24 protein-coding genes and 1 tRNA gene are annotated in these 21,952 nt (G+C 62.1%); 16 read left to right on the top strand and 9 right to left on the bottom strand.

Going from position 1 to position 21,952, the window contains the following annotated elements; translation table 11 throughout:
• Positions 1-7 precede the first annotated feature (7 nt).
• Positions 8-2,290 (top strand): adenosylcobalamin-dependent ribonucleoside-diphosphate reductase, encoded by a 2,283-nt coding sequence (locus AC2FM3_RS01435; RefSeq protein ID WP_496678487.1) that lies wholly within the window; start codon positions 8-10, stop codon positions 2,288-2,290.
• 556 nt (positions 2,291-2,846) lie between these two features.
• On the opposite strand, the gene AC2FM3_RS01430 is transcribed toward AC2FM3_RS01435, so the two are convergent.
• Positions 2,847-3,182 carry an ArsR/SmtB family transcription factor gene (locus tag AC2FM3_RS01430; RefSeq protein ID WP_496678485.1) on the bottom strand — a complete coding sequence of 112 codons (336 nt, stop codon included), beginning with the start codon at positions 3,180-3,182 and terminating at the stop codon, positions 2,847-2,849.
• Positions 3,183-3,508: 326 nt separating this feature from the next.
• Between AC2FM3_RS01430 and AC2FM3_RS01425 the strand changes: the two genes are divergently transcribed.
• The 6 genes from AC2FM3_RS01425 (at position 3,509) to AC2FM3_RS01400 (ending at position 7,253) form a co-directional block, all read left to right on the top strand.
• Complete coding sequence (locus AC2FM3_RS01425; RefSeq protein ID WP_149777001.1) at positions 3,509-4,141, top strand: ATP-dependent Clp protease proteolytic subunit; 633 nt, start codon at positions 3,509-3,511, stop codon at positions 4,139-4,141.
• A gap of 134 nt (positions 4,142-4,275) precedes the next feature.
• Positions 4,276-5,544: an ATP-dependent Clp protease ATP-binding subunit ClpX gene (clpX, locus tag AC2FM3_RS01420; RefSeq protein WP_496678483.1), complete on the top strand. Its 1,269-nt coding sequence runs from the start codon at positions 4,276-4,278 to the stop codon at positions 5,542-5,544.
• Between the two features lie 63 nt (positions 5,545-5,607).
• Positions 5,608-5,970 (top strand): RidA family protein, encoded by a 363-nt coding sequence (locus AC2FM3_RS01415; RefSeq protein WP_496678481.1) that lies wholly within the window; start codon positions 5,608-5,610, stop codon positions 5,968-5,970.
• Positions 5,971-6,049: 79 nt separating this feature from the next.
• The gene (locus AC2FM3_RS01410) at positions 6,050-6,433 is read left to right on the top strand and encodes an NADH:ubiquinone oxidoreductase subunit NDUFA12 (RefSeq protein ID WP_496678479.1); all 384 of its coding nucleotides are present in this window, start codon (positions 6,050-6,052) and stop codon (positions 6,431-6,433) included.
• Positions 6,434-6,444: 11 nt separating this feature from the next.
• On the top strand, positions 6,445-6,897 hold the full coding sequence (gene mlaD, locus AC2FM3_RS01405; RefSeq protein ID WP_496678477.1) for an outer membrane lipid asymmetry maintenance protein MlaD: 453 nt from the start codon (positions 6,445-6,447) through the stop codon (positions 6,895-6,897).
• Positions 6,894-7,253: a DUF2155 domain-containing protein gene (locus AC2FM3_RS01400; RefSeq protein ID WP_149777006.1), complete on the top strand. Its 360-nt coding sequence runs from the start codon at positions 6,894-6,896 to the stop codon at positions 7,251-7,253. Before mlaD ends, AC2FM3_RS01400 begins: the two co-directional genes overlap by 4 nt.
• Here the strand turns inward: AC2FM3_RS01400 and aat are convergent.
• The 4 genes from aat to AC2FM3_RS01380 all read right to left on the bottom strand — a co-directional run bounded on the left by aat (position 7,217) and on the right by AC2FM3_RS01380 (position 10,439).
• Positions 7,217-7,849, bottom strand: coding sequence for a leucyl/phenylalanyl-tRNA--protein transferase (gene aat / locus AC2FM3_RS01395; protein ID WP_496678475.1), 633 nt, complete (start codon positions 7,847-7,849; stop codon positions 7,217-7,219). The genes AC2FM3_RS01400 and aat overlap by 37 nt on opposite strands.
• A 51-nt stretch (positions 7,850-7,900) precedes the next feature.
• Complete coding sequence (gene accC, locus AC2FM3_RS01390) at positions 7,901-9,250, bottom strand: acetyl-CoA carboxylase biotin carboxylase subunit (RefSeq protein WP_496678473.1); 1,350 nt, start codon at positions 9,248-9,250, stop codon at positions 7,901-7,903.
• Positions 9,251-9,259: 9 nt separating this feature from the next.
• Positions 9,260-9,763, bottom strand: a complete 504-nt coding sequence (accB, locus tag AC2FM3_RS01385) for an acetyl-CoA carboxylase biotin carboxyl carrier protein (RefSeq protein WP_490361562.1) — start codon at positions 9,761-9,763, stop codon at positions 9,260-9,262.
• A 139-nt stretch (positions 9,764-9,902) separates the two neighbouring features.
• Positions 9,903-10,439 carry a LuxR C-terminal-related transcriptional regulator gene (locus AC2FM3_RS01380; RefSeq protein WP_149777010.1) on the bottom strand — a complete coding sequence of 179 codons (537 nt, stop codon included), beginning with the start codon at positions 10,437-10,439 and terminating at the stop codon, positions 9,903-9,905.
• A gap of 196 nt (positions 10,440-10,635) precedes the next feature.
• On the opposite strand from AC2FM3_RS01380, the gene AC2FM3_RS01375 reads away from it, so the two are divergent.
• The 5 genes from AC2FM3_RS01375 (at position 10,636) to AC2FM3_RS01355 (ending at position 16,558) form a co-directional block, all read left to right on the top strand.
• Positions 10,636-11,934: a short-chain fatty acyl-CoA regulator family protein gene (locus AC2FM3_RS01375; protein WP_496678667.1), complete on the top strand. Its 1,299-nt coding sequence runs from the start codon at positions 10,636-10,638 to the stop codon at positions 11,932-11,934.
• A 79-nt stretch (positions 11,935-12,013) separates the two neighbouring features.
• Positions 12,014-12,394 carry a response regulator transcription factor gene (locus tag AC2FM3_RS01370; protein ID WP_496678470.1) on the top strand — a complete coding sequence of 127 codons (381 nt, stop codon included), beginning with the start codon at positions 12,014-12,016 and terminating at the stop codon, positions 12,392-12,394.
• Positions 12,391-12,711 carry a hypothetical protein gene (locus tag AC2FM3_RS01365; RefSeq protein ID WP_496678468.1) on the top strand — a complete coding sequence of 107 codons (321 nt, stop codon included), beginning with the start codon at positions 12,391-12,393 and terminating at the stop codon, positions 12,709-12,711. Before AC2FM3_RS01370 ends, AC2FM3_RS01365 begins: the two co-directional genes overlap by 4 nt.
• Positions 12,699-15,377, top strand: coding sequence for an ATP-binding protein (locus AC2FM3_RS01360; protein ID WP_496678466.1), 2,679 nt, complete (start codon positions 12,699-12,701; stop codon positions 15,375-15,377). Before AC2FM3_RS01365 ends, AC2FM3_RS01360 begins: the two co-directional genes overlap by 13 nt.
• A 77-nt stretch (positions 15,378-15,454) precedes the next feature.
• Positions 15,455-16,558 carry a flagellar motor switch protein FliM gene (locus AC2FM3_RS01355; RefSeq protein WP_496678464.1) on the top strand — a complete coding sequence of 368 codons (1,104 nt, stop codon included), beginning with the start codon at positions 15,455-15,457 and terminating at the stop codon, positions 16,556-16,558.
• Between the two features lie 16 nt (positions 16,559-16,574).
• On the opposite strand, the gene AC2FM3_RS01350 is transcribed toward AC2FM3_RS01355, so the two are convergent.
• Positions 16,575-17,003, bottom strand: a complete 429-nt coding sequence (locus AC2FM3_RS01350; protein ID WP_496678463.1) for a protein tyrosine phosphatase family protein — start codon at positions 17,001-17,003, stop codon at positions 16,575-16,577.
• Between the two features lie 236 nt (positions 17,004-17,239).
• On the opposite strand from AC2FM3_RS01350, the gene AC2FM3_RS01345 reads away from it, so the two are divergent.
• Positions 17,240-17,455 carry a hypothetical protein gene (locus AC2FM3_RS01345; protein WP_496678461.1) on the top strand — a complete coding sequence of 72 codons (216 nt, stop codon included), beginning with the start codon at positions 17,240-17,242 and terminating at the stop codon, positions 17,453-17,455.
• 8 nt (positions 17,456-17,463) lie between these two features.
• Here AC2FM3_RS01345 and AC2FM3_RS01340 read toward each other — a convergent pair whose 3' ends face one another.
• A complete protein-coding gene (locus tag AC2FM3_RS01340) occupies positions 17,464-17,682 on the bottom strand; it encodes a hypothetical protein (protein WP_496678459.1) in 219 nt (72 codons plus the stop codon).
• 161 nt (positions 17,683-17,843) lie between these two features.
• Between AC2FM3_RS01340 and AC2FM3_RS01335 the strand changes: the two genes are divergently transcribed.
• On the top strand, positions 17,844-18,110 hold the full coding sequence (locus AC2FM3_RS01335) for a DUF2312 domain-containing protein (RefSeq protein WP_149777019.1): 267 nt from the start codon (positions 17,844-17,846) through the stop codon (positions 18,108-18,110).
• 31 nt (positions 18,111-18,141) lie between these two features.
• On the opposite strand, the gene AC2FM3_RS01330 is transcribed toward AC2FM3_RS01335, so the two are convergent.
• A complete protein-coding gene (locus tag AC2FM3_RS01330) occupies positions 18,142-19,017 on the bottom strand; it encodes a hypothetical protein (RefSeq protein WP_496678457.1) in 876 nt (291 codons plus the stop codon).
• A gap of 177 nt (positions 19,018-19,194) precedes the next feature.
• On the opposite strand from AC2FM3_RS01330, the gene AC2FM3_RS01325 reads away from it, so the two are divergent.
• Both AC2FM3_RS01325 and AC2FM3_RS01320 read left to right on the top strand, forming a co-directional pair.
• A tRNA-Thr gene (locus AC2FM3_RS01325) sits at positions 19,195-19,270 on the top strand.
• 352 nt (positions 19,271-19,622) lie between these two features.
• Positions 19,623-20,471: a fumarylacetoacetate hydrolase family protein gene (locus AC2FM3_RS01320; RefSeq protein ID WP_496678455.1), complete on the top strand. Its 849-nt coding sequence runs from the start codon at positions 19,623-19,625 to the stop codon at positions 20,469-20,471.
• A gap of 135 nt (positions 20,472-20,606) precedes the next feature.
• Here the strand turns inward: AC2FM3_RS01320 and AC2FM3_RS01315 are convergent, their stop codons facing one another.
• Entirely contained in the window at positions 20,607-21,827 is a 1,221-nt protein-coding gene (locus tag AC2FM3_RS01315) for an aminopeptidase P family protein (protein ID WP_496678453.1), read from the bottom strand.
• Positions 21,828-21,952: the final 125 nt, after the last annotated feature.

Below are 21,952 nucleotides of genomic sequence, written 5' to 3'. Positions count from 1 at the left end.
ATCACCAATGAGCCGCTTTGCCGCCCCCATCGCCGAGCAGATCTGGGACATGAAATACCGCTTCAAAAAAGCGGATGGCACGCCGATCGACAAGTCGGTCGAGGATACGTGGCGGCGGATTGCGCGCGATCTGGCACGGGTGGAGAAGGACCCCGCGCATTGGGAACAGAAGTTCTACGAGGCGCTTGAGGACTTCAAATACCTGCCCGCCGGGCGCATCACAGCCGGAGCAGGTACCGCGCGGCAGGTGACCCTGTTCAATTGTTTCGTCATGGGCACGATCCCCGACAGCATGGGCGGCATTTTCGACATGCTGAAAGAGGCTGCTCTGACCATGCAGCAGGGCGGGGGGATCGGCTATGATTTCTCGACCATCCGGCCGCGCGGCGCGGATGTGCACGGGGTGGCCGCCGATGCCTCGGGGCCGCTGTCGTTCATGGATGTGTGGGACGCCATGTGCCGCACCATCATGTCGGCGGGCTCGCGCCGGGGCGCGATGATGGCGACCATGCGCTGCGACCACCCGGATATCGAACAGTTCATCACCGCCAAATCCGACCCGGCCCGCCTTCGTATGTTCAACATGTCGGTTCTGGTGACGGATGCCTTCATGGACGCGGTCAAGGCCGATGCTTCGTGGGACCTGGTCTTTGACGGTAAGGTCTATCACACGGTTCAGGCCCGCGACCTGTGGAACAAGATCATGCAGGCCACCTATGACTATGCCGAGCCGGGCGTGATCTTCATCGACCGGATCAACCAGGCCAACAACCTGAGCTATTGCGAGACCATCGCCGCCACCAACCCGTGCGGAGAGCAGCCACTGCCGCCTTATGGCGCCTGTCTGTTGGGTTCGATCAACCTGGCGCGGCTGGTGTCAGCACCGTTCGAAGACGCGGCTCGTCTGGACGAGGCGGCATTGCAGGAGCTTGTCGCCACGGCCGTTCGCATGATGGACAACGTGGTGGATGCCTCGAAATTCCCGCTGCCGCAGCAGGCCGCCGAGGCGCAGGCCAAGCGTCGTATCGGTCTGGGCGTGACCGGGCTTGCGGATGCGCTGTTGATGCTGGGTCTGCGCTATGGCTCGGACGAGGCGGCGCTTCAGACCGAGCGCTGGTTGCACGCGATCGCTCGCGCCGCGTATCTGGCGTCGGTGGACTTGGCCAAGGAAAAAGGGGCCTTTCCCCTGTTCGATGCCGAGAAATACCTGGCCAGCGGCACCATGCAGCAGATGGATGACGATGTCCGCGAGGCAATCCGCGAACACGGCATCCGCAACGCTTTGCTGACCTCGATCGCGCCCACGGGGACGATCTCTCTGTATGCGGGCAACGTGTCGTCGGGGATCGAGCCGGTCTTTGCCTATGCCTACACCCGCAAGGTGCTGCAGAAGGACGGCTCGCGCACCGAGGAAGAGGTGGTGGACTATGCCGTTCAGATGTGGCGCGACAAGTTCGGCGACGTCGAACTGCCCGACTATTTCGTGAACGCCCAGACCCTGACCCCGGCCGAGCATGTCAAGATGCAGGCTGCCGCGCAGAAATGGATCGACAGCTCGATCTCGAAGACGATCAACTGCCCCGAGGACATCTCGTTCGATGCTTTCAAGGACGTGTACATGCAAGCCTGGGATCAGGGCTGCAAAGGCTGCACGACCTATCGCCCGAACGACGTGACAGGTTCGGTGCTGACCGTTTCGGAAAGCGACGACAAGGTGCCAGGTGAAAGCGCGGATGCGCCGCACGAGGTGGATGGCGGCGATGTCATCTACATGTCCGAACCGCTGGACCGGCCGCAGTCGCTGGAAGGGTCGACCTACAAGCTGAAATGGCCCGATAGCGAGCACGCGATCTATTTGACGATCAACGACATCGTCATCGGTGGTCGGCGGCGTCCGTTCGAGGTGTTCATCAACTCGAAGAACATGGAGCATTACGCCTGGACGCTGGCCCTGACCCGGATGATCTCGGCCGTGTTCCGACGCGGTGGCGACGTGTCCTTTGTGGTCGAGGAACTGAAGGCCGTGTTCGACCCGCGCGGCGGGGCCTGGGTGCAGGGCAAGTACATACCCTCGATCCTGGCGGCGATCGGTGGCGTGATCGAGCAGCACATGATTGCGATCGGGTTCCTTGAGGGGGAAGGGATGGGACTGAAATCCGACCCGCAGGCGCAGGTGGTGAATATGGACGCTCCCCGCGGCAAGGCGTGCCCGTCCTGCGGTCAATATGAGATGCGCATGGTCGAAGGCTGCATGACCTGCGCAAGCTGCGGCCATTCGAAGTGCGGTTGACGGGGGAAGGCCGGAGTTGAGGTTGAGATGACAGGCTATTCAGTGCCATTTGGCGCGTCTAAATGACCTTCTTCCTAGCATTTGGTATCCATTTTTCAGTTTCAGGCCCGGGTGCCAATGTGTGTGGCCATAATGCTGAATTTTCTTGAACCCGCCACCTCGGTTGCTTGAGTATGGCCGACAAGCACCTCAACCTGCCGTGTGATTGGGGCTTGCGCGGCCCCACTCGGGCCACGGTCCCCTCACACCGTGACAATTTCTTCCGGCTTGTGTCTCCCCGTTGCCTTTCCGATTCTCCGTTTTCCTAAACATAACGGCGGATCTCTTCTTTGGGGGAGGGGCACCGGTACCTGATATTTTACAACACGCGGAGACCGCATTCATCGTTGGAAATGCAGACACCCGATCAGGCATATCTCAACCCGTCGTCACCAATCGCGGCGGCATAACCGAGCGGAAAACCAACCTACGAAACGGTTCAAACAAACCGAACCACCTCTCTGCACAAGCATCTTTCGCGGCGGGGATCCTGATCGAATGCCGGTTTCGGCATCAATCATTGGTCCGAGCAGAACAACTCGTACACCGTTTCGATCATCTTGCGCGGACGGTCGTCGGCCAGGCTATAGTAAATGGCTTTCCCCTCGCGGCGGGGAACCACCAGCCCCTCGAAGCGCAGACGCGCCAATTGCTGGGACACGGCGGCTTGTCGTGCGGACAGCAGTTCTTCGAGTTCGGTCACGGATTTCTCGCCCGAGGCCAAATGGCACAGGATCATCAGCCGCCCTTCGTGGCTTATGGCTTTCAGAAAACTCGCCGCACGGGCCGCGTTTTCTGCCATGCGGTCCATTTCTTCGTTGGACATGTCCGAAGAAAGCTTGGGAAGCGTCATCCTGTTTGACCTTTTTGACTGTAACTCGACGAGGGCGGCGTGCCCAAGGCTCCATGGGTATTGCTGGCGGTCCTTTACACTTAGTAATCGGGAATTTCCACAAGAACGCTTCGCAATCTTGTTATGCGAGCACAAGCAGCCTGGGCAGTTCGGCCTGTTGCGCGGATTGCAGAGGATGGCATACGGGCAACGTAGATTGGCGGTCATGTCCGCATCGCGAACTCTGGCGCGGCTGACCCCTTGCAGCCCCTCGGCGCCGACACTAAGACTCGTGTAACGTCTTTCCGGGTATGGTCCCGGTCCATAGCAAATCAGGCAGGTTCCGAATGTTCGATCCAGTTGACACCTACATGAACACGCTCGTCCCGATGGTCGTCGAGCAGACCAGCCGCGGAGAGCGTGCCTATGACATCTTCTCGCGCCTTCTGAAGGAGCGGATCGTGTTCATCAACGGCCCGATCCACGACGGGATGAGTCATCTGATCGTCGCGCAGCTGCTGCACCTCGAGGCCGAGAATCCGAACAAGGAAATCTCGATCTACATCAACTCGCCCGGTGGCGTGGTGACCAGCGGGTTGGCCATCTACGACACAATGCAGTACATCAAGCCGAAATGTTCGACCCTGGTGATCGGCCAGGCAGCCTCGATGGGGTCGGTTCTGCTGGCCGGGGGCGAGAAGGGGATGCGTTTTGCGCTGCCCAACAGCCGCATCATGGTGCACCAGCCCAGCGGCGGCTATCAGGGTCAGGCCAGCGACATCATGATTCACGCGGCCGAGACGCAAAAGCTGAAGGATCGCCTGTACGATATCTATGCCAAGCATACCGGACAGTCGAAAAAGACCATTGAAAAGGCGCTGGATCGTGACAATTTCATGAGCCCGGAAGAGGCCAAGGAATGGGGCCACATCGACGAAATCGTCGAAAGCCGGACGAAGGCCGAGCCCGACGAAGCGTGATGCCGAAACCCCGCACCCACAGGTGCGGGGTACGATTTTGAGATTGTAGCTGCCTTGGCGCTGGCCTAAGCTCGGTCCAAGGTGGCAAGCGCGGTCCGCACGGGGCCGCAGGGATGAAGCCCGAAAGGTAGATCATGGCGACGAATTCAGGCGGTGACAGCAAGAACACGCTCTATTGCAGCTTCTGCGGCAAGAGCCAGCACGAGGTGCGCAAGCTGATTGCTGGTCCGACCGTATTCATCTGCGATGAATGCGTCGAACTGTGCATGGACATCATCCGCGAGGAAACCAAGGCCAGCGGGCTGAAATCCACCGACGGCGTGCCGACGCCCAAAGATATCTGCGAGGTTCTGGACGATTATGTCATCGGCCAGGCGCGGGCCAAGCGCGTGCTGTCGGTAGCGGTGCACAACCACTACAAACGCCTGAACCACGCGCAGAAGGCCGGCAGTGACATCGAACTGGCCAAGTCGAACATCCTGCTGATCGGCCCGACGGGCTGCGGTAAGACCCTTCTGGCGCAGACTCTGGCGCGGATTCTGGACGTTCCGTTTACCATGGCCGACGCGACCACGCTGACCGAGGCCGGTTACGTGGGCGAGGATGTCGAGAACATCATCCTCAAACTGCTGCAAGCCAGCGAATACAATGTCGAACGCGCGCAGCGCGGCATCGTCTATATCGACGAGGTCGACAAGATCACCCGCAAGTCGGAAAACCCCTCGATCACCCGAGACGTTTCGGGCGAGGGCGTGCAGCAGGCGCTGCTGAAACTGATGGAAGGCACCGTTGCCAGCGTGCCGCCGCAGGGCGGCCGCAAGCACCCGCAGCAGGAATTCCTGCAGGTGGACACCACCAATATCCTGTTCATCTGCGGCGGCGCATTCGCGGGACTCGACAAGATCATCGCGCAGCGTGGCAAGGGTTCGGCCATGGGCTTTGGCGCCGATGTGCGCGACAATGACGAACGCGGCGTGGGCGAGATCTTCCAGGATCTGGAACCCGAGGATCTGCTGAAATTCGGTCTGATCCCGGAATTCGTCGGCCGTTTGCCGGTTCTGGCCACGCTCGAGGATCTGGATGAGGACGCTCTGGTCACTATCCTGACCAAGCCCAAGAACGCGCTGGTCAAGCAGTATCAGCGCCTGTTCGAGTTGGAAAACGTCGAGCTGGACTTTACCGAGGACGCGCTGAAGGCAATCGCCAAGAAGGCGATCGAGCGCAAGACGGGTGCGCGCGGTTTGCGCTCGATTCTGGAAGACATCCTGCTGGACACGATGTTCGAACTGCCGGGCATGAAGAACGTGACCAAGGTGGTCGTGAACGAAGAGGCGGTGACCTCGGACGCGCAGCCGCTGATCATCTATGCCGACGCCGAGCCGGAAACGGTATCGGCAGGCTGATCCACGTGAAATTGGAAAACCTGCGGCGCGGCATTGTCCGCGCCGTTTTCGTATGAGGGCAAAATGACGATTCGGCGAATTTCCTCGGGGGGCGAGTTTGAGGCGAAGGTCGGCTATTGCCGGGCCGTGGTCGCCGGCGGCTGGGTGCATGTGGCGGGTACCGTGGGGCAGGGCGATGACGTTGTCGATCAATGCCGCTCGGCCTTGGAGATCATTGGCAACGCGCTGTCCGAGGCCGGGGCATCATTTGCCGATGCGGTCCGCGTGACCTACATGCTGCCGGACCGCACCGAGTTCGCGCCCTGCTGGCCCATTCTTGCCGACACCTTCGGGCCAAACCCGCCGGCGGCCACGATGATCGAATGTGGCCTGATCGACCCGAAATACCGGATCGAAATCGAGGTGACGGCCTTGCTGCCGACATGACGGGTGCGGTCTTTGTGGCACTGGACCTCTGCGTGGGTTTGGTCCATATCTGCGGGGACAGAAATGCCGGAGGCAGCCGATGGGAATCCTGAACACTCTATTGCGGGCCGTGACCTGGTGGAACGGAGCAACCCTGAACACCCAGATCTACACCGCGCGCAAGGGGATCAAGGTGGGCGAGGACGATCAGGGCAACGTGTTCTATCGCAATGCCGATGACAGCCAGCGCTGGGTGATCTTCAACGGCGAGGCCGAAGCCAGCCGAATCGATCCAGAATGGCATGGCTGGCTGCACCGGACATGGGACGAGCCGCCCACCGAAAAACCGCTACGCCACAAGTCGTGGGAGAAACCGCATCAGGAAAACCTGACAGGCACGCCGATGGCCTATGTGCCGGCCGGATCCCTGCGCCGCCCCGAACCGGTGGAGCGCAAGGATTACGAGGCATGGCGCCCGGAATAAGCGAGGCATAGATGTCGACCCACAACATGACCGAAGTTCTGGTCGGCGGCGTCGTGCTGGCCTTCGCCATCGGCTTTGGCGTTTATGCCAGCCAGTCGACCGGCTGGTCTCAGGATACCTCTGGCTATGAACTGGGCGCCTCGTTCCGGTCGCTAGAAGGGGTTGGCGTGGGCACCGATGTACGGCTGGCCGGGGTCAAGATCGGTACGGTCACGAACGTCAAGCTGAACGCGGAAACCTACCGCGCCGATACCACCATCTCGGTGGCTGATGACATTCAGATCCCCGATGACAGCGCCATCGTGATCTCGTCCGAGGGCCTTCTGGGTGGCAACTTCGTCGAAGTCATGCCCGGTGGTTCGCCGTTCTATTTCGAGCCCGGCGATCAGATCGAGGACACGCAGGGCGCGGTCAGTCTGATCTCGTTGCTGGTCAAGTTCGTGGCCGGGGACAGCGCCGAATGATGATGCGTGCGGCCCTGTTTGTGCTGCTGGCGGCCGGCGCGGCCCAGGCACAGCAGAAGGTCACCTCGGGGGCCGGGGCTCTGCTGCGTGGGCTGGACAAGGTCAATGGCCAGACTGTCGACGTGCAGATGAAACCCGGCGAGACGGCCTCGATCTTCGGGCTGGATGTGGCGCTGGGGGATTGCCGGTATCCGACCGAGAACCCGACCGGCGACGCCTTTGCCTTTCTGACGATCTGGGAAAAGGGCGAGGCCGAACAGCTGTTCGATGGCTGGATGATCGCGACGTCGCCCGCGCTGAACGCCTTGGACCATTCCCGTTACGACGTCTGGGTGATCCGCTGTATCACGCCCTGAGGCGTTTGTGACAGCGGTGCGGTGAAATCAGCGCTGCCGGCGGTGGCCTGATCCAGAAGCCTGCGATATTCGTGCCGGGGAACCTCAATCGCCCCCAATGACGCCAGGTGCGCGGTCAGGAATTGCGTGTCGAACAGCTGAAACCCTGTCTGGCGCAGTCGGTCGACCAGATAGGCCAGTGCGATTTTTGATGCGTCCCTGCGGCGTGAGAACATGCTTTCCCCGAAGAAGGCCGCCCCCAGCGTCACACCGAAAACACCGCCGACCAAAGTGTCGCCCTCCCACAATTCCAGTGAATGGGCGTGGCCCGTCTCTTGCAGCTGCGCATACAGGCGGCGGAGTTGGCCGTTGATCCAGGTGTCGGCCCGGTCGGCGCAGCCGTCCACGACGGCCTGGAAATCGCGGTTGACGGTGACGGAGAACCCACAGTTGCGGATGCGTCGACGCAGGCTGCGCGAAATATGGAACCCGTCCAGAGGGAACACGCCGCGCAGCCGAGGATCGACCCAGAAAAGCTCCGGATCGTTTCGATGCTCGGCCATCGGGAAGATGCCGACGGAATAGCCATGCAGCAGAAGGTCGGGCGTCAGGCTCATGCGGAGCCCAAGCGAAAGGCGCCCGGAGAGCGTTTCTCCGGGCGGCCTGAATTACTGGGACATGTTCTCCGCAAGCCAGTGCTCCAGCCAGTGGATGTTGTAGTCGCCGCTGTGGATGTCGGGCTCTTGCAGCAGGGCGCGGAACAGCGGAATGGTGGTGTCGATGCCGTCCACGATCAGTTCGCCCAGGGCCCGGTTCAGGCGCGCCAGGGCTTCGGGGCGGTCGCGGCCGTGCACGATCAGCTTGCCGATCAGAGAGTCGTAGTAGGGCGGGATCGAGTACCCGTCATACAGGGCTGAATCCATCCGCACACCCAAGCCGCCCGGCGCGTGGTAGGCCGTGATCTTGCCCGGGCAAGGCGAGAAGTTGGGCAGTTTTTCCGCGTTGATCCGCACCTCGATTGCATGGCCATTGATCTTGAGGTCGTCCTGACCGAAGGACATGGGCTCGCCTGCGGCTACAAGGATTTGCTCGCGCACCAGATCGACGCCGAAGATGGCCTCGGTCACGGGGTGTTCCACCTGCAGGCGGGTGTTCATCTCGATGAAATAGAACTCGCCGTTCTCATAGAGGAACTCGATCGTACCGGCGCCGATATAGTTGATCTTGGCAACTGCCTCGGCGCAGATCTTGCCGATGCGCGCGCGCTCCTCGGGGGTGATGCAGGGGCCTGGGGCCTCTTCGAACACCTTTTGGTGGCGCCGCTGCAGCGAGCAGTCGCGCTCGCCCAAATGGACCGCGTTGCCCTTGCCGTCGCCAAAGACCTGGATCTCGATATGGCGGGGCGTGGTCAGGTATTTCTCGATATAGACCTCGTCATTGCCGAAGGCGGCCTTGCCTTCGGCCCGCGCGGTCATGAAGGCGCTTTCCATCTCGTCGGCGGTCTGGGCAACCTTCATGCCGCGCCCGCCGCCGCCGGCGGTGGCCTTGATGATGACCGGATAGCCGATTTCTTCACCGATCCGCTTGGCCGTGGCCAGATCGGGCACACCTCCGTCCGAGCCGGGCACGCAGGGCACGCCCAGTTCCTTCATCGTATCCTTGGCGGTGATCTTGTCGCCCATGATGCGGATGTGTTCCGCAGTGGGGCCAATGAAGGTGATGCCGTGGTCTTCGACGATCTGCACGAAATCGGCGTTTTCAGACAGGAAGCCATAGCCGGGATGGATCGCCTGCGCGCCGGTGATCTCGCAAGCCGAGATGATGGCGGGAATGGATAGATAGCTTTGCGGGCTGGGTGCCGGGCCGATGCAGACGGATTCGTCGGCCATGCGCACATGCATGGCGTCGCTGTCGGCGGTCGAATGCACCGCGACCGTCGCAATCCCCATCTCGCGCGCGGCACGGATCACACGCAGGGCGATCTCGCCTCGGTTGGCAATCAGGATCTTGTCGAACATGGGCCCGCCTTACTCGATGATGACCAGAGGTGTGCCGAACTCCACCGCGTCGCCGTCGGCGACCAAAATGCGTTTGACGGTGCCCGACTTGGGGGCGTGGATGTGGTTCATAGTCTTCATCGCCTCGACGATCAGCAGCGTGTCGCCCTCGGAAACCGATGCGCCCACGGTCACGAACGGGGCCGCGCCCGGCTCGGGCTGCATGTAGACGGTGCCGACCATGGGCGAGGTGACGGCACCGGGGTGGCTGGCCGGATCGTCGGCCGGAGCGGCGGCCTCGGCCGGGGCGGCGGCCGGTGCCGCCGGAGCAGCGGGCGCCGCCGGGGCAGCGGCCGGTACCGCCACCTGAACCGGTGCCGCGGGCGCCGGAGCGACACGGCTGACGCGCACGTTCAGGCTGTCTTCCTCGCCATATTCCCGTTTGACCTGCAGTTCCGTCAGATCGTTTTCGCGCAGCAATTCAGCCAATGCCTTGATGAACGCCACATCCGCTTCGTGTCTGGTATCTGTCATGAGTGTCCTCGAAGGTTCCCCTATGGCCCGTCTGTCTGCGCGGGCTTTGCTCAATTACGCTGCGTTATAGGGCAACGCGACGGCCATGAAAAGCGCAGTCTGGGCTGGGTTCGGCCATGAAACGCCAGCACAGCGTCGGCTAAAGTGGCGTGCCCGATAGCTTGGCCACCAATTCAGGCAGCTTGCGGGCCCCGAACTTTTCCAGAAGCCGAGCGCGATAGGCCTCGATGGTGCGGTAGCTGAGCCCAAGTTCGGCGCCGATCTCCTTGGCCGACAGGCCGCGGCACGACAGGATGGCAACCTCGCGTTCGCGCTTGGTCAGCTCGACCAGCGGGCGCTCTTCGGAAATGTCGGAAAAGCTCCAGATTCCATGGCGAAACGGGTCGTCGGGCGTCAGCGAGCGCCCGCGTGCCCGGCACCAGAACAGGTCGCCATTGCGGCGACGCATCACCCGCTCATCGGAGTAATATCCCGTGTCGCGCATCACCTGCAGGCTGCGGGCGCCGATCCTCTCCCAATCGGCGACCGAAGGGTAGAGATGCAGCAACGGCATGTTCCGATAGTCGGTCTCCTCGCCGCCGAAGGTGCGGGCGAATTGCAGGTTGCAGCGCCGGATGATCCGGTTCTCAAGTTCGACCAGGCCGATGGGCGCATATTCGAATGCGGGATCGCTCATGCCGGTATGGTGGCGGGATTTTCGGCCGAATTGAAGGGGAGAGTTGCCCACGCGTCGCAAGACTTCGGCAGGAATTGAGTAAATCCTGTAAATCAGGTTTGAAAACACTCGCGTAACCCCTTTAAATCAAGGCAGGTATCAGCAAAACCTGTCTTGGAGCGGTGTGCTTGCCGGGCATCAGCTGAGGAGGAAGATCATTGTGAGAGATATGTTGACCGGAAGTCGTATCCGCGAGAGGCGCCAGATTTCCGGGCTGAAGCAGGCGCAGCTGGCGCGCCAGGTGGGAATTTCGGCATCCTATCTAAACCTGATCGAACACAACCGGCGCAGAATCGGCGGTAAGCTTCTGGTCGACATCGCGGCGGCACTTTCGGTCGAGCCGTCGGTGCTGACCCAGGGGGTCGAGGCCACGCTGATCGCGGCCCTGCGCGAAGCCGCTGCCGACGCGGTGGGGCAACGCGCCGAGATCGATTCGCTTGACGAATTTGCCGGACGGTTTCCGGGCTGGGCCGGTGTGCTGGCCCAGATGCACCGTCGTGTGGTGTCGCTTGAACGTACGGTCGAGACCCTGTCGGACCGGCTGACCCACGACCCGCATCTGGCGGGCTCGATGCACGAGGTCCTGTCGACGGCAGCTGCGATCCGCTCGACTGCCGCGATTCTGGCCGAACCCGGCGAACTGGATGCCGAGTGGCGCGACCGGTTCCATCGTAACCTGCACCAGGATGCCGAGCGCCTGGCGGAAAGCTCGAAGGCCCTGGTCGCCTATCTGGATCAAAGCGAAAGTCCCGGCGACCGGCGCGGATTGCCCATGGAGGAAGTCGAGGCCTTTTTGGACCAGCGCGGATTTCACCTGCCCGAGCTGGAGGACGGTGAATACGGCGATGACATGGTGCAGCATGGTCTGCGGTCGGCGGCGGCCAAGTCGCTGGTCCGGCAGGTGCTGAAGCAATATGCGCAGGACGCGCGGGCCATGCCTTTGGGCCGGCTGCGCGAGGCCCTGCAAGCGGATGGGCTGGATCCGCTGACACTTGCCGCGCGGTTTTCGGTCGATCTGGCCACGGTGCTGCGGCGGCTGGCCTTCCTGCCCGAGGATGTGTTGCCGCGACCGGCGGGATTGGCGGTGTGCGATTCGTCCGGCAGCATCATCCTGCTCAAGCATGTCCCCGGTTTCGCCATGCCCCGGCACGGCGATGCCTGCCCTTTATGGCCCGTGTTCTCTGCGTTGAACCGGCCCTTGGTGCCGGTTCACAGCCGTGTCACCCTTCTGGGCCGCAGCGCCGCCGAGTTCGAGTGTTTCGCCATCGCCTGGCCGCAGCCCGTGTCGGGGTTCGGACGCGAGCCGGTCTATCGCTCGGTGATGCTGGTGGTGCCGCCGGGCGACGACAAGACCCAGTCAGGGGCAGAGGTGCAGGTCGGGGCAAGCTGCCGGATCTGCCCCAAGACGGACTGCGCCGCCCGGCGCGAGCCGTCGATTCTGAGTGAAGGTTTTTGACAGTTTCGCGACGCACCGCTTAATCTGCATGCGACCGTCCGCCAAACGTCGCGGCCGGTCTTGGGGAGGGAATACCAACATGAGCCGCAGGGTTCTTTTGATCGAGGATGAGCCGAACATCACCGAGGCCATCCGGTTTCTGCTGACCCGCGAAGGGTGGGTGGTGGAAACCCATGCCGAAGGTGGGAACGCGGTCGAGACGATTCTGGCTGCGCGGCCCGATCTGGTCATATTGGACGTGATGCTGCCCGGCAAAAGCGGCATGGACGTGCTGCGCGAACTGCGCGAGCACGCCGACATGAAGGCGCTGCCGGTCCTGATGCTGACCGCCCGCGGACAATCGCGCGACCGCGAGATGGCCGAGAAGGCCGGGGTCAGCCGGTTCATGACCAAACCGTTTTCGAATGTCGAAGTGCTGACCGCCGTACGAGACCTGTACGCACAGGCGTCGCGGTCATGAGCGCGCCCGGCCCCGAGCGACCGACAGCAGAGGGGCCGCGCCCGTCGGTCTTTTTGGAGCGCCAAAGCTATCGCCGCCGCCGGTTGGCGGATGCGGCGCGAATGCTGCCCTTTCTGGGCGCTGCTCTGGTCGTGATCCCGTTGTTGTGGCCGCGCGCCGATGTCGAGGGGCAGGGGATGCCACTGTCGTCCGCCATGCTGTACATCTTCATCAGCTGGGCCGGGATGATCGCGGTCAGTTTCCTGTTCGGTCTGGCGGCGCGGCGCATGGCTGCGCGTGAAGACGCCAGTTCTGAGGGTGCCCCATGGCGACCATGAACATTCTGATCCTGGTCTGTCTGGGCTATGTGGTGCTGCTATTCGGCGTCGCCTTCGCAGCCGACCGGATGGCCGCGGCCGGACGCGGCCGCTGGCTGCGCTCGCCCTTGATCTACACCCTGTCGCTGTCGATCTACTGCACGGCCTGGACGTTCTATGGCGCCGTGGGCAGCGCGGCCCGGTCGGGTTTGGAATTCGTCACGATCTATCTTGGTCCGACCCTGGTGATGATCAGCTGGTGGTGGGGCCTGCGCAAACTTGTGCGGGTGGGGCGCAGTCAGCGGGTGACCTCGATCGCCGACCTGATCTCGTCGCGCTACGGCAAGTCGAACACGCTGGCGATCTGCGTCACGATCCTAGCCGTGCTGGGGGGCACCCCGTATATCGCGCTTCAGTTGCAGTCGATCACGTTGTCCTTCTCGATCTTCGCCGAGGCTGACCCGTCGGGCCTATACCGCGAAGGGGCCAGCGTGTTCTGGGTGGCGGCCGGGCTGGCGGTGTTTGCAATTTTGTTCGGCACCCGCAACCTCGATGCGAACGAACGACATCACGGCGTGGTCACGGCCATTGCGTTGGAATCGGTGGTCAAATTGTTTGCGCTGCTGGCGGTGGGCATCTTCGTCGTCTGGGGCATTGCCGGCGGAGTGACTCCGATGATGGAGCGGATCGACGCCTCGGAGATCGGGCGCTGGAATGTGGATGCGGGGCGGTGGATGACGATCACCTTCCTGTCGGCTGCGGCCTTCGTCTGCCTGCCGCGCATGTTCCAGGTGATGGTTGTCGAAAACGACGACGAGGCGCATCTGCGTACGGCCGCCTGGGCCTTTCCGTTGTACCTGCTGTTGATGAGCCTGTTCGTGGTTCCCATCGCCGTTGTCGGGCTGGATCTGCTGCCGGCCGGGTCAAACCCCGATCTGTTCGTGCTGACCGTACCCCTGTCGCAGGGCAATGACTGGCTTGCGATGCTGTCCTTCATCGGCGGGTTTTCCTCGGCCACGTCAATGGTGATCGTCACCGCCATGGCGTTGTCGACGATGGTGTCGAACCATGTGGTCATGCCGATCTGGCTGAACACGCGCGAGCGGCGCAGCTCGATTTCCGGTGATGTGCGCAACGTGGTTCTGATGGCGCGGCGGATTTCGATCGCCGCGATCATGGCGTTGGGCTTTTTCTACTATCGTCTGTCCGGCGGCGGGGCGGCGCTGGCCTCGATCGGATTGGTGGCCTTTGCCGGGATCTCGCAGATCCTGCCCGCGCTGGTCGGCGGGCTGTTCTGGCGCGGCGCCACCCGGACCGGCGCGTTGGTCGGGCTGAGCGTGGGGTTCTGCCTGTGGGTCTACACGCTGCTGCTGCCGGGAATGGGCGGGGGCATCATGTCCGCGTCCGTTATCGAAAACGGCCCGTTCGGCATGGGTTGGCTGCGGCCGCAGGCCCTGTTCGGGTTGGAGGGTCTGGACCCGATGACCCATACGGTTCTGTGGTCGCTGTCGCTGAACGCGCTGGCCTTCTGCGTGGCTTCACTGCTCAGCTTTCCCAGCCCTTTGGAACGCCTTCAGGGCGCGCAGTTCGTCAACGTGTTCGACCACTCGGTGGCGCCCGGCGGTTGGACCGGATCGGTGGCGCAGAGCGAAGACCTGATGATCATGACCCAGCGGATACTTGGCGCAGCCCCCGCGCAGGAGTTCTTTCAGGCCGAAGCCGAACGCCAGGGCGTTCGCGGCCGCCTGCCCGAGCCTACGCCCGGCTTCCTCGAACGGCTCGAGCGCGAGCTGAGCGGGTCGGTCGGCGCGGCGACGGCCCACGCGATGATCGGGCAGATCGTGGGCGGGTCTTCGGTGTCGGTCGAGGACCTTCTGGCGGTGGCCGACGAATCGGCTCAGCTGCTGGAATACTCCAGCCAGCTCGAGGCGAAATCGGCCGAGCTTACCCGGACCGCCCGCAAGCTGCGGGAAGCGAATGAGAAGCTGACTCAAATTTCAATGCAGAAGGATGCCTTTCTGGGGCAGGTCAGCCACGAACTGCGCACGCCCATGACTTCGATCCGGGCGTTTTCCGAGATCATGCGCGATACCGACGGTCTGAGTGCGGATGAAACCCGCCACTACGCCACCATCATCCATGACGAGGCGCTGCGCCTGACCCGCCTTCTGGATGATCTGCTGGATCTCAGCGTGCTGGAAAACGGGCAGGTAAATCTGAACATGGGCGACGCCAGCCTGCGGACGGTTTTGGACCGCGCGGTGTCCACTGCTTTGGCTGGGGCCGAACGGCGGTTGAAAGTGCGTCGGTCACTGCCTTCCGAACGCGTTGCACTGCACACTGATCTGGACCGGCTGGGGCAGGTATTCATCAACCTGATCTCGAATGCGCAGAAATACTGCGACGCCGCCGAGCCGACGCTGACCATTTCCGCCCATGATGTGGGCGGGCAGCTCGTGATCGATTTTGTCGACAATGGCAGCGGCGTGCCGGCTGATGCGCAGTCCATGGTGTTTGAGAAGTTCGCGCGTGTGGGATTCGACAAGGCCGGAGGCGCCGGGCTGGGCCTGGCGATCTGCCGCGAGATCATGCAGCGGCTGGGGGGCGAGATCGTCTATCTGCCGGGCCAGGGCGGAGCGGCGTTTCGGGTCAGCTTGCCGCTGGCACATCGGCAGGCGGCGCAATGACGTCAGTCTAAAGACATTGGTAACGGTCCGGGGTGTAGACCTGAGGGCGAAGTGTTTCAAAACGATGGAACGATGTGATGTCGAAATCGGTCAGCTCTGTGCTGGCGCGCAAATTGTCTGCGACTCAGCGTGGTGCGATGGCGGCGTCCCGGGCCGTTCTGCGGGCTCTGCGTTTGGCGCTGGCGCGGTCCGCCGTCGAAGGTTTTCGCCTTGCGATTTCGGTGATCGGTGCAAAGCAGGCTGGCCGCAAGTCCGAAAACCTGACCGAAGGGCTGGATGAAAGCTGGCTGTTTCTGCTGGTCGCTGCCGGTGAGGAGCGCCTTGCAGCTGTTGCACTCGATCCGGGTTTGGTGTCGGCTGTGATCCAGCAACAGACGATTGGCGAGGTCTTGCCCGATCCGCCCGAGCCGCGCCTCTTCACCGATACCGATGCCGCAATCGTCGCGCCGCTGATCGACGGCATGTTCGCCCGCGCGACGGAATTGCTTGAGGATCCGCAGGATGTCGCGCTGCTGTCGGGGTATGAATACGTCTCACGCGCGGCGGATCTGAGGGCGGTTTCCCTGGCCTTGGTCCAGGAGGCATACGGCCGATATGAGCTGACCGTCGAACTGGGCCGAGGTGCCCGGCAGGGGATGGCCGTCATGCTGTTGCCCGATCCGTCGGACGGTCCGGGCCCTGACGATTCACGCAGCAACCCCGCCAAGAAGCTTCTGGCCGAGGCCGCGGGCATCATGCGGGCGGAACTGAACGCCGTGATCACCCGGTTGCAATTGCCCTTGGCGGAACTCTCCGGGTTGAGCGCCGGAGATGTGCTGCCGCTGACGGGGGCTGGGCTGGGGCAAATCGATGTATTGTCCATCGATCGGGCGCGTGTGGGCACTGGCCGATTGGGCCAATGCGGCGGCATGCGCGCCCTGCGTCTGACTGGCAAAACAGTGAGCCCGTCCGTTTCGGCCAAGGATGCCGGGGCATTTGTCGAGCATGCGGGGAACAGGTTCGGCCCTGACAAATCAGAGCCCCTGCAGGTGGACGAATCCGAGTCGGGACATGACGTTCTGGTCTCGGAAACGTCTGTGTCCGAACTGGACCGCGACGACCTGGATGCGATCGGAACGGATCAGCTGGCCGAGAAGATCTCGGAATTGTCGGGCTTGCCCGTGACCCGTTCGTCTTCTTGACGGGAAAGTCCGGCGATCAGGCGGTCGGGCGCATCTGTTCCAAGGCCGGGCGGAGCTGTTCAAGTTCATACCCGGCCTTGCGGGTGGCTTCGAGAATCTCGTCCACCGGCAGGCTGTCCGTCTGCCCAAGTGCCCAGACAACCGAGCACCGCGTACCTGATGCGCAATAGGCCAGAACCGGACCGGGGCCGCTTTCGATCAGCGTTTTCTGGTGGGACACGTTGACCGGAGTCATCGTCTGATGAGTCAGTTCCAGCACCTCGAACTCCAGTCCGGCCTCGCGTATGGCGCGTCCGATCACGTCGGACTGCATGTGCGGCGGCACTTCGGCATTGGGCCTGTTGCAGATGACCTTTGCAAAACCCGCAGCCTTGATCGCAGGGATGTCCTCGACCGTGATCTGCGGTGAAACTGAATAGCGGGGCGTGATTTGGCGAATTTCCATGCCGAAGCTTTAGGCTGCGTTTCCGGTTCTGTCCAGTTTTCACGGGACTGTTAGGGTCAGACCGTTTTTGATGTCCGTCAAGGGCCGTTGCGTCATGATGGTGTAGTATCCATGGTATCATTTCTTGGTGAGGGGCTCGCGATGCGCAAAAACCTGCCAGAGGGCCGAGGCTTGGATGGCGGTTCGCAAAGCCCCTCCCCATATCAGGGATGCTGGCAACATGCGGGAGGATGCCGATGACTGCACATGATTTCTCTGCCGAGATCGCGAGGTTGGAAAGAAAATTGCGTGGGGCAAACCTGGAAACACGCCTGGCCCTTCAGCCGTCGGTAAGCAAGGTCATTGATCGCATGCGCGCGGAAGGCGTGCCCGTCCCGACTCGACTGCGCCTGTTGGATGCCGCCTTGGCTGAGGACGCCCTTGAGGCGAAATTCGACAATCTGCCGATCTGAGAGGGCCTTCAGCCCAGGGAAATCCCCAGTATCACCAGCATCAGCCCGATGACGGATAGAAACAGCGCGCCCAAGTTCCAGGGGAGAACGCCTTGGACCGTTGCGCGCAGTTCGTCATCCGACAGGTTTGACCTGCGCGCCTTCATCACGCGAAGGATGCACCAGACCAAGCCTGTAAGCCCCGCGACGGACAGGCTTGCGCCGCCCCAGATGAAAAAGTCGAACATGGCTCGCCTCGTGTTTCATGCCGTGCAGTTGCGGATACCGGATCGTCCGGGGCGGCACAAGTCACGGCTTGGCTGGTCTCTTGCGACCGCTGCCGCCCCGATGTATCCGGCAGGGTGACCGTCACGCCGGAAACACCAATCACCACTTGGGAGAGACGCCAATGGAAGACATGACCGAAAACCAGGCCGCAGCGAACTATCGCGTCACCGCTGGCGAGTTGCGCCAGTTCATCGAGCGGTTCGAGCGTCTGGAGGCCGAAAAGAAAGACATCGCCGATCAGCAAAAGGAAGTGATGGCCGAGGCCAAGGCCCGCGGTTACGACACCAAGGTCATGCGTAAAGTCATCGCGCTGCGCAAGCGCGACAAGGACGATATCGCCGAGGAAGAGGCGGTGTTGGAAATGTACAAGGAAGCTTTGGGCATGTAGCCGCGGCGTGCCATGCCGGGCGGTGCGGGCCTCAGAGGCCCAGAACACGTATGCCCGGCATGGATTTAAGCCGCGCAAGGTCCTGTGCATACAGTTCCGTAAAGGCCTCGACGATGTCCGTATTCCACCCGGGCAGGTCCAGTTCTTCCTCAACCTCATGCGGCAGCGCGTGATCTTCGAACAAGGCGGAAAGATCGGCCAGCAGGGCCGGTCGGTCACCCGCGTTTTCCGGCCGGATCAGTTCTTCCAGCCTGTCGCGGCCTTCATCGTCCAATAGCGATGCCAGCAGCGCAAATTCGTTCTCGATCGGCGTTTCGCGTGGCAGGCCACAGATGGCACAGACGATATCTCCGAAAATCACCGGCAGATCTTCGTTGGCCCAAAGGGTGATGGCCACGTTCGGCGCGAGGTCGCGGATGTCCTCGATCATCGTCAGCCAACTCAGGCAACTGACATCGGTGTTCGCCAAGGTTTCGGCCCGATCCTCGGGCGGCAAGGCCATCAGGACCTTGGGGATGAAGCTTCCGGGGTTCCTCACGCCGACAAAAAGCTCAATCCCGGCCGGCGCAAAGGTTTGCTCGAGAAATGCCACGCGTTGACCGGCCAAGGGATAGAATTGCCCATCCCTCAAGGCCGTGGGAGTCTCTCCGATGAAGTCCGGGGATGTCAAAACGGTTCTTTGATACTCGATGTCGTCCGGTATCAAGCTGCGAAGTCGATCGACGGTTTCCGGCTCCACTTGGCCGTTGGTCAGGTCTTGCAAGGGCGACATGAACATCTGACGACAGCGTCGCGGTCCATACAGCACGACGCCGACATCGGTCAGAAGGTCGGAATTCGCGCGCAGGGCATGAAGCAGAAGGCCCTCGTCGGTGAAATCTGCGCCAGAATGAATGGCTAGATGCATTGCTGATGCGGTCCTGCGGTTTCCGGTCTTTGTTCACCGGGTACAGTCTGTTTGGGATGAGGTCAAACCTACAGGGCAATTCGAGACCGGCCACGCGTCTTGCCGGATACGATCCGGCAAACAAGTTGGAGATTCAGGCTTGCAGTCTGTAACGCGAGGCGGTAACCGACATTCGGAGCCCCTATAGCTCAGCTGGTAGAGCAACTGATTTGTAATCAGTAGGTCCGCGGTTCGAGTCCGTGTGGGGGCACCAGGATCTTTTCTCTGAGCCCCTGTACATATTGGCAACAACCTCCTGCTTTGTTGATGCCAAGCCATTTGGGAACATCTGCACTGCCTCCGAGCCGGCTTGCAGACCGGCAGTGATCTCCTCGACACTCAAGGTATTAAGCGCGGTCTTGCCCGTCGCGTTGTTAATCGGCACGCTGCAAATTGCAGCATGCGTCACTACCCGGGTCTTGCCGGAGAATAGCTCAATCCGCTTTGGAAGATCCAATCCGGACGAATGGTTGACCACCATGTTCGAGGTGTGATTTTGGTTTCGTCGCATCCCATTCGGCAATATGGCGCAGGGGAGAAAAAAACGACGGTGGAGGGTCGGGCACATGAAACTTGTACGCTACGGAGATGCCGGGGCAGAAAAACCGGCGCTGTTGGACGGCGAAGGCAGATTGAGGGATCTTTCGGCGCATGTTGCGGACATCTCGGGGGACACTCTGGATGATGCCAGCCTGGCCCGGTTGCGCCGCCTGGACCCCGAGGCCCTTCCTTTGGTCGAGGGCAACCCGCGGATCGGCCCGTGCGTCGGGAATATCGGAAAATTCCTGTGCATTGGTCTGAACTACTCGGACCATGCCGCCGAAACCGGCGCAGCCATTCCCGAACATCCCATTCTGTTCCTCAAGGCAAATTCGGCCATCGTCGGTCCCTATGACGACGTGGTGATCCCGCGCGGGTCGACGCATACCGATTGGGAAATCGAGCTGGGCGTGGTGATCGGCAAGACGGCCAAATATGTCGACCGTGCAAACGCGCTGGACCACGTCGCCGGATATTGCATCGTCAATGACGTGTCCGAGCGCCATTTCCAGATGCAGTTGACCGGGCAGTGGACCAAAGGAAAATCCTGCGACACATTCGGACCGACTGGCCCCTGGCTGGTGACGCGTGACGAAATCGCCGACCCGCAGACCTTGGGAATGGCGCTTGAAGTCAACGGCAAGCGCATGCAAACCGGAAACACGGCGACCATGATCTTTACAGTGGCCGAGATCATCGAGCATTTGAGCCAACTGTTCACTCTGCATCCGGGCGACGTGATCTCGACGGGTACGCCGCCGGGGGTCGGGATGGGAATGAAGCCTCAGCCGGTCTACCTGAGGGATGGAGACGTGATGGAACTGAGGATCGACGGTTTGGGGCATCAGCGTCAGAGGGTGCGCAGCGACGACTGATCCGGGCATGGATCAGCGCCGTGGCACGCGGGCGGCAGGCAGGGTACGCTTGCGCGCCGCAACCGGTCTGAACAAAGGCCCCTCTCGGACTGGCTTGGCCGGCGCGCGCTTCTCACGCGCCGGCGATCTTGGCTGTCACGCTGCGATGATGTTGTGTTCCGGTCCGTAAGGAAAGCCGGTGATGTTCTCGGCCCCATCCTCGTGCACCACCAGGATGTCATGCTCGCGATAGCCGCCCGCGCCGGGCTGACCTTCGGGAACCCACAGCATCGGCTCGATGGACACCACCATGCCCGGCTCGAGCACCGTGTCGATGTCCTCGCGCAGTTCAAGACCGGCCTCGCGGCCGTAATAGTGGCTGAGGATGCCGAAGGAATGCCCATATCCGAACGAGCGGTATTGCAGCAGGCCCTGATCGGCGAAGAACCGGTTGATCTCGGCGGTAATGCCGGAACAGGTGGCGCCGGGTTTGATCAGGCTCAGCCCCAGTTCGTGGCCGGCGACATTGGCCTGCCAAAGGCGCAGGCTGTCGGCGTCGGGTTCGCCCAGGAACAGGGTGCGTTCCAGCGCCGTGTAATAACCCGAGATCATCGGGAAGGTGTTGAGTGACAGAATATCGCCTTTCTGCAACGCCCGTTTTGTGACCGGGTTGTGCGCGCCGTCGGTGTTCAGCCCTGACTGGAACCAGACCCAGGTGTCGCGGTACTCGGCGTCGGGATAGGCGCGGGCGATCTCGATCTCCATCGCGTCGCGGCCCGCCATGGCAATCTCGATCTCGGTGGCACCTTCACGGATCGCGGCATGGATGGCCGCGCCGCCCACATCCGCCGTGCGTGCACCGCCCTTGATCAACTCGATCTCTTCGGCCGATTTGACCATCCGCGCGGCCATCGTGTCGGGGGCGATGTCCACAAGCTCGGGCTGGTTCAGCATGGCCAGGGCCGTATCGCGTGCGGCCAGCGTCATGTGGTCGCTTTCGATGCCGATCCGGCGGGCATTCCCGATCAGGCTGGCTACGGCGCGCCAGTAGTTGTCGCGCTTCCAGTCGGTGTAGATCACGTTGTCCTCGACCGACCGGCGCCAGGGCTGGCCCGCGTCGATATTCGCCGACACGGTGGTGCAGCTGTCCTGCGTCACCACACAGCCATAGGGCCGGCCGAAGGCACAGTACAGAAAGCCCGAGTAATAGGCGATGTTCTGCATCGAGGTCAGCAAAACGACCGGGATGTCCCGCTGCGCCATGATGGCGCGCAGTTTGGTCAGCCGGCGGTCGTACTCGGCCCGGCTGAAGGGCAGGGGCGCCTTGTCGCCGTTGTGGCAGGTGAAGAATTCGGGGCGATTTGAAGGGTCTGTCATGTGCTCTCTCGTTTCTTTGCCGGACGTGCAAAGCCCGGCCACATGTCCCGGCGTACAGGACAGGCGGTCTCGGGGTCCGAGAGCCGATCACCCCTTTGGGTGCTGCGACGCCATCGCAGCAGAGG

It is taken from the genome of Ruegeria sp. BHSB172, from assembly GCF_059613165.1.
Note: the sequence above shows the minus strand (reverse complement) of the source record. Positions and strands in the feature narration are given on the sequence as shown.